Source organism: Micromonospora sp. ZG13 (assembly GCF_059359355.1).
Window position 1 is genome coordinate 24,545 of record NZ_JCADBQ010000028.1, and the last position, 6,485, is coordinate 31,029.

Sequence of the window (6,485 nt, forward strand, 5' to 3'; positions counted from 1 at the left end):
CGTCGGGCAGGACCACGACCGGACGGAGAGCATCCGATGACAGCGCACACCGCCGAAGGGAGCCGCCCCTCGGCCGGCTCCGGGGAGGGCCGCCGGCCGGCCGCGACGCTGCGGACGGATCAGCAGATGCCCCGACCCAAAGTGACGGATACGATCCCTTCCGTGTCGGACGAGAGCATGACGACGTCCACGCCGACCCTGCCGCGGGCGGCCTCGGTGCGTCCGACTGTGGTGGGCGCACCGGGGCGAGCCGCCCCGGGCCGCGTGCGCCCGGAGTCCCTGCGTTGACGGTCACCGGGGAGCAGCCCGCCGACCTGACGCGGTGCGCCGCCCTGCCGGCGCGGCCCCCGTCGACCCCGGGCATGCGTCAGGCGAGGCTGTGCACGTTGGTGAGCGCCGCGAGCGGGGTTGCCGCGTGCCTGGCGCTCACGGTCCTGCAGTTGCTCCGCAGCCCCGACGGGCGGTGGCTCGCGCTCGGCGCCACCGGCTGCCTCCTCCTGGCCGTGGCACTGGCCGGCGCGCTGTACCGGACGGTCACCCCGGGAACGGCTCCGACGACCAACGGCTGGACGCTCGCCGCTCCCGCGCTGGCCGCGGCGCTGTCCGTGCCGCTCGTCGGGCCTGCGGGCGACACCCCGGGTCTGGCGTGGTCCTTCGTGGGCGCCGCGCTCGTCGGGGTCGCGCCGCTGCTGCTGCCGGCCCGGTACGCGGTGACCCCCATGGCCGCTACGGTCCTGGTGTCCGCGGCGACGGCCTGGTGGCTCGGCGGCCCCGTGCGCGACGCGGTGACCGTCACGGTGGTGCTCGGGCTGTCGGTGGCGGTGTGGAACGTGCTGAACCTGTGGTTCTGGACGTTCCTCGGGCAGGCCTGGGAGGGGCGCGACGCGCTGGCCCGCCTGGCCGCGACCGAGGAGCGGCTACGCTTCGCCCGCGACGTCTACGACCTGCTCGGCAACCACCTGGCGGCGATCGCGTTCAAGGCCGAGCTGGCGTCGCGGCTGGCCCCGGTCGACGGGGAGCGGACGAAGAAGGAGGTCGCCGAGATCCGGGCGCTCGCGGCGGCCGCGCTGGCCCGGATGCGGGAGGCCGTGCACGGCTACCGCGGTGTCGACCTGCACGAGCAGGTGCTCGCGGTGGCCCGGGTGCTGCGGGCCGCCGACGTGCGGTGCACCGTGACCCAGCCGAGGAAGGACCTGCCACCCGCGCTCACCGGGCCGCTGATGTCCGTACTGCGCGACGCGGGGGCCCACGTGCTGCGCGACGGCGAGGCACGGTGGTGCACGATCGAGGTGGCCCGCGAGGCGGACGGAGCACGGTTGACGGTCGTCAGCGACGGCGCCGGCGCCGCGGACGCCGACGACGCCGTGCTGCCGGGACTCGCCGACCGGCTGCGGGACGCGGGCGGCGCGCTGCGTACCTGGCGGGAGGACGGGACGTTCACCGTGGAGGCCACCGTCCGCACGAAGCGGTGACCGGACGGCGTACGCCGACGGCGGGTCGCCACCCCGTCGGCGCATGGTCGCCGAACGCGACGCGGCACCGCGCCCCACCTGTCGGTGGACACGGTGCCGCGTGGTCAGCGGGTCGCCGGCAGGGGCCCGCCGGGCAGGAGGCACTCGTCGGCCGTGGGCCAGCGCGTCGGATCCTCACCCAACGTGACGAGCTCGGCGACCTGGAGGCGGCACCACGGCGACAGGGAGATGTCCCCCGTGTTCACCGCGTAGACGAAGTCCGCCCAGTCGGCCCACTCGAAGTCGGCGATGGCGGCCGGGTCCGGGGTGGGACGCTCGTCGGTCACCACCCGGAACACCGGCGCGACGGCGTTCTCCGCCACCCCGTTGTCCATGACCGCGCGGTAGCGGAACGCCGGCAGCACCAGCTCGGGCACGGGCGCCGTCAGGCCGAGTTCGGCGCGGACGGTGCGCGTCACGGCCGCGGACACCGGTTCCCCCGGCGCGGGATGCCCGTAGCAGGAGTTCGTCCAGATCCCCGGCCAGGTCCGCGTCCGGTCGCCGCGCAGCGTCAGGAGCAGCTTCGCGTCGCTGGTGAAGACGTAACAGGAGAAGGCCAGGTGCAGGGGCGTACGCGAGTGGTGCACCGTCGCGCCCTCGGTGGCGCCCACGGGCTGCCCCTGTTCGTCGAGTAGCACGACCTGCGGCATGGTCATCGGGTCCCTTCCCGTACGGGATTCAGTTCGCCTGCGCGGAGGCGACCGCGATCACGGTTCCCCAGCCGGTTCCGCCGGCGCGACGTCACGCCGACGTCGCCTGCCGCGCGCACCCTTCGGTGGATCGATGTGCACCAACTCCGTACGCGTGCTGATCTTCAGCTTCCGGTAGGCCCGCGTCAGGTGCTGCTCGACCGTGCTGACGGTGATGAACAGCCTGTCGCCGATCTCCCGGTTGGTGTGCCCACGGGCGGCCAGGTTCACGACGCGGCGCTCGGCGTCGGTCAGGGTGGCGAGTCCCTCCTTGGCGCCGGCCACCGGAGGGTCGAGGGTGTCGTGGGCCGGCCTGAGCTTGCGCCGCAACAACTCGGCGTGGCAGCCCTCAGCGAGTTGGAGGGCGTGGGCGCTCATCATCTTGGCGCGCCCGAACTCGCCGAGCGCGTGCCCGGTCTGGCTGAGGTCCGCGAAGACGTGCGCGAGTTCGTGCCGGTCCCCGCTGGCGTGCAGCAGGTCCATCGCCTCGCGCAGCATCACCTGGCGTTGCTTCGGCGCGTACGCCGCCGCCAGGGCCCGCAGCCCCATGCCCTTGGCGCGCGGGGCGTCCCCACCCGGCAGCGCGAGGTGCTCGGTGACCAGCTTGCGGGCCCGGTCCGGCCGGCCCATCCGCACGTGCAGCCGGGCGAGGTCGACCCGCCACGGCAGCGCGCAGGGGTCGTCGACGCCCCAGGTCACGGCGAGCTGGCCGGTGGTCTGGAAGTCCGCGAGCGCGGCGTGCCGCCGGTCCACGGCGTCGTAGTAGACGCCCCGGGCCCGCAGGTACTGCGGCCAGAACAGGCTCTGGCGCATCGCGGCCGGTGTCGACTCGCGCAGGGCCGTCTCCGCCAGCGGCAGCTGCCCGGTCATCGTGCGGGCGAGCACCAGGTGCGCGAGCGGCGAGCCGACGGCGACGCCCCAGGCCGCGGGCGGCATCGTGGCCAGCGCGTCGCGCGCGTGCCGCTCGGCGACGCCCAGGTCGCCCCGGCACAGGGCGATGGCGGCCCGCACGTCCGACAGGACGGCCCGCCAGCTCGTGATCTCGTACGCCTCGGCCTCCTCGGCCAGCTTCTCGCACCAGTCGGCGGCGCGGTCGAGGTGGTCGGCGTGGACCAGCACCCGCAGCGCGTCCCACACCGACACGAGGAGGGAGTCGCCCGCGCGGGCGCGTTGCAGCACCTCCTCGGCGCGGTCGACCGGGCTGCCCCGGTCGTCGCCGAGGGATCCGGCGGCGGGATCGCCGCCGTGCGGACGGCAGTATCGCAGCCACCGCCGGGTGGCGAGGTAGTCGGCGCCGAGGTCGGGGTCCGGGTGCGCGGCGAGGTCGCCCAGGCCGCCGAGCGCCTCCTCGGCGTCGACGTGCCTGCCGTGCCAGGCGAGCGACCGGGCGAGCAGCAACGTGTCGGCCTCGTCGAGCAGGCCGGCGCGACCCGCCTCCAGCAGCGACGACAGGTGACGCGGGACCGCCTCGGGGTCGGCGCGCCAGTACGCCCGCACGAGGGCCGCCTCCGCGACGGCCCGCACCCGCCCGTCCCGGGTGGACCGCAGCGCCAGGTCCAGGCAGTCCACCGCGTACCGCACGGCGCCGCCGGCGACGGCCTCCCCCGCGGCCGTGACCAGCACCGGTGCGGCCCATGCCTCGGCCGGCTCACCGATGCCCACCAGGTGCGCGGCAACCTCGGCGGCGGACGCGCCGTCCTCGTGCAGCAGCCGCGCGGCGCGCGACCGCAGCGCCGACTGGGTCTGCGCCGGGCAGTCCTCCAGCACGGCGGCGCGCACCGACGGATGGTGGTAGACGTGTCCCTGGGTGAGGCCCGCCTCGGTGAGCGCGCCGAGCACCTGCCGCACGGCTGCCGCGCTCAGGCCCACCAGCCCGGCGACGAGCCCGACGGACACGGACGGACCGACGATCGCGAGGACCCGGGCGACGTCGAGCAGCCGGGGGTCGCTGCGGTGCAGGCACGCGAGCGCGGCCTGCACGAACGACTCGCCGACCGTCGGCGCGGCGTCCATGCCCCCGGCGAGCGAGTCGTCGGCCAGCGCGTGGACGAGCATCGGGTTCCCGCCGCTGATGAGGTGCGCGGACGCGGCGAGCCGCCGGGCGGCGTCCGGCCGGATCCGCTCGGCGAGCAGGCGTCCCACCCCGTCGGGCGACAGCGGCAGCAGTCGCAGGTGGCGGCAGTGGGGTTGCCGCGTGAGCTCCGCCCGGAACGCGGCGGCCTCGGGCCGCGCGCCGACGCATCCGCTGACCACGAGCAGCATCCGCGCGAAGCGGATCCGCCGTTGCAGGTACAGCAGCGCCTGCAACGACAGGGGGTCCGCGAACTGCACGTCGTCGACGACGACCACCAGCGTCCGGTCGGTGGCGACGTCCAGGAGGGCCTGACAGACGTCTTCGAGCAGTTGCGCCTCACCGTGCCGCAGGGCGGGAGTGTCCGACTCACCCGAGGGGGCGTCGTGGCGCCGGAGCAGCGGCAGGTGGTCGGCCGTCGCGGTCTGGGCACGCAGGCTGTGGAACAGCTGCCCGACGACGCCGAGGCGGATGCCGCTCTCGGCGACCGAGCAGGCGGCCGTCAGCACGAGCGCGCCGTCCCCGGCGGCCACCTCGGCGGCGGCGTTCACCAGTCTGGTCTTCCCGCTGGCGACACCCCCGTCGACCAGGGCCACCCGGCCCTGACCGGCGGCGGCCGTCGCGTACGTCTCCGCGAGGTCGGACAGCAGGTGTTCTCTCTCGATCAGTGCCATGTGGGACACCTCCGGACACTCCTGAGGCTCGGTCGGCCGGCGACTCACCCCGGTTGTACGGCGTGGGCGAAAGCGGCGCCGCCGGGCGGCGCCGGGTTGAGCGCCCGGGTGTGCGTCCGGATCCGGCGCAGCACGTCGGGCATCTTGTCGTTGAGGTAGAAGTGACCGCCGGGATGCACGACCAGCTCGAACTCGCCGCCGGTGTGTTCCTGCCACGCCTGCGCCTCGTCGACCGTGACCCGGGGGTCGCAGTCGCCGATGAGGGCGACGATCGGGCAGTCCAGGCGTGGTCCGGGCCGGTACTCGTAGGTCTCGGCGGCCGTGTAGTCGGAACGGATGGCGGGCAGCACCATCCGCACCACGTCCTCGTCGTCGAGCAGCGCGTCGTCGGTGCCCGCCAACGCGCGCACCTCGGCGATGAGGCCGGCGTCGTCGCGCAGGTGGACCCGCTCGACCTTGCGCCGGTGCGGTGCCCGCCGGCCGGAGGCGAACAGGGCGGTCGGAACGACGCCCTGCAGGCCCAGCCGCCGCGCGACCTCGAACCCGATCGTCGCGCCGAGGCTGTGGCCGAAGATGGTGACCGGCCGGTCGAGCAGGGGCGGCAGCGCCGCCACCAACTGGTCCGCGATCTCGTGGACCGAGGTGAGGCCCGGCTCCCGCCAGCGGTCCTGGCGGCCGGGGTACTGGACGGCGAGCACGTCGACCTCGGGTGCGAGGGCCTTGGCCGCCGCGAGGAAGTAGCTCGCCGAGCCGCCGGCGTGCGGCAGGCAGAGCAGCCTGGTCGCCGCCTCGTCGGCGGGGTGGAACCGTCGTATCCAGAGCTCGATGTCTGTCATCTCGTCCACCCCGCGAATCCGCTCGTGCTCGTCAGTGCCGGTTGCGCCCGGGGGGCGGTCAGCGGACCGCGTCCACCCGCGCCTCGCTCCAGCTGATGGTGGTGGGCCGGACCGCCGCCAGGTCGCTGGTGGTCCAGCTGTCCACGACGTCGATCCGCACGTCGCCGTCCGCCGGAGCGTCGGCACCGTCGAAGAAGAAGGCGTTCAGAATCTCGACTGCATTGACCGACATGGAGGGGTCCTCTCTCGCGCTGCAACGGCCTCGTTGGTGAGGAACGCCACTTAAACCTCCTCGATGGGTGCGTGTTTCAACAAGGTCTGCACTCACCGTCTCGGTGCAGGTTCATCACAGCGCAATCGTGAAACGCTCATACCCGCGCCACACGGCAGGCTCGGCGAGCCTTGTCAATACTCCGAACTGCCAGAACAGCGTCACAGGTGTTTCGACGACGCGGTTCTCCCTGGCCGGACGGTCCCGGGAAACATCGGACCGACACCGGCTGCTCCCGGCGGCACGTGAGGCGCGGCAGCCCGGGTGAATCGCGTTCCCACCCGGACCAGGAACAACTTCAGGGAATCGCAGGGCGCCGTTCCCCGCCCCGTGGTGCGCAGGTCACCTGGCCGGTATGACGGTCTCATGCCCCACCGCCGGCCCACGACACCTGACCAGCACCAGCGCACTTCCACACCAATGACCACCACCA

General features: G+C 74.2%; 5 protein-coding genes. 1 reads left to right on the top strand and 4 read right to left on the bottom strand.

Features of this window, described 5'->3' with window-relative positions; genetic code table 11:
- Nucleotides 1-389: 389 nt before the first annotated feature.
- On the top strand, nt 390-1,472 hold the full coding sequence (locus tag AC5L34_RS29075) for a sensor histidine kinase (RefSeq protein WP_441178204.1): 1,083 nt from the start codon (nt 390-392) through the stop codon (nt 1,470-1,472).
- 104 nt (nt 1,473-1,576) lie between these two features.
- Here AC5L34_RS29075 and idi read toward each other — a convergent pair whose 3' ends face one another.
- From idi to AC5L34_RS29095, 4 genes are read right to left on the bottom strand one after another with little or no spacing between them, the layout of a single operon-like run.
- A complete protein-coding gene (idi, locus tag AC5L34_RS29080) occupies nt 1,577-2,167 on the bottom strand; it encodes an isopentenyl-diphosphate Delta-isomerase (protein WP_363627269.1) in 591 nt (196 codons plus the stop codon).
- Between the two features lie 51 nt (nt 2,168-2,218).
- On the bottom strand, nt 2,219-4,945 hold the full coding sequence (locus AC5L34_RS29085; RefSeq protein WP_441178205.1) for a helix-turn-helix transcriptional regulator: 2,727 nt from the start codon (nt 4,943-4,945) through the stop codon (nt 2,219-2,221).
- Between the two features lie 44 nt (nt 4,946-4,989).
- Nucleotides 4,990-5,781 carry a thioesterase II family protein gene (locus AC5L34_RS29090; RefSeq protein WP_494827839.1) on the bottom strand — a complete coding sequence of 264 codons (792 nt, stop codon included), beginning with the start codon at nt 5,779-5,781 and terminating at the stop codon, nt 4,990-4,992.
- A gap of 58 nt (nt 5,782-5,839) precedes the next feature.
- Nucleotides 5,840-6,013: a hypothetical protein gene (locus AC5L34_RS29095; RefSeq protein ID WP_363627266.1), complete on the bottom strand. Its 174-nt coding sequence runs from the start codon at nt 6,011-6,013 to the stop codon at nt 5,840-5,842.
- Nucleotides 6,014-6,485 lie beyond the last annotated feature (472 nt).

Excerpts from the sequence above, each read along its gene's own strand:
- idi (WP_363627269.1), bottom strand. The coding sequence starts at position 2,167 with ATGACCATGCCGCAGGTCGTGCTACTCGACGAACAGGGGCAGCCCGTG.
- AC5L34_RS29085 (WP_441178205.1), bottom strand. The coding sequence starts at position 4,945 with ATGGCACTGATCGAGAGAGAACACCTGCTGTCCGACCTCGCGGAGACG.
- AC5L34_RS29090 (WP_494827839.1), bottom strand. The coding sequence starts at position 5,781 with ATGACAGACATCGAGCTCTGGATACGACGGTTCCACCCCGCCGACGAG.
- AC5L34_RS29095 (WP_363627266.1), bottom strand. The coding sequence starts at position 6,013 with ATGTCGGTCAATGCAGTCGAGATTCTGAACGCCTTCTTCTTCGACGGT.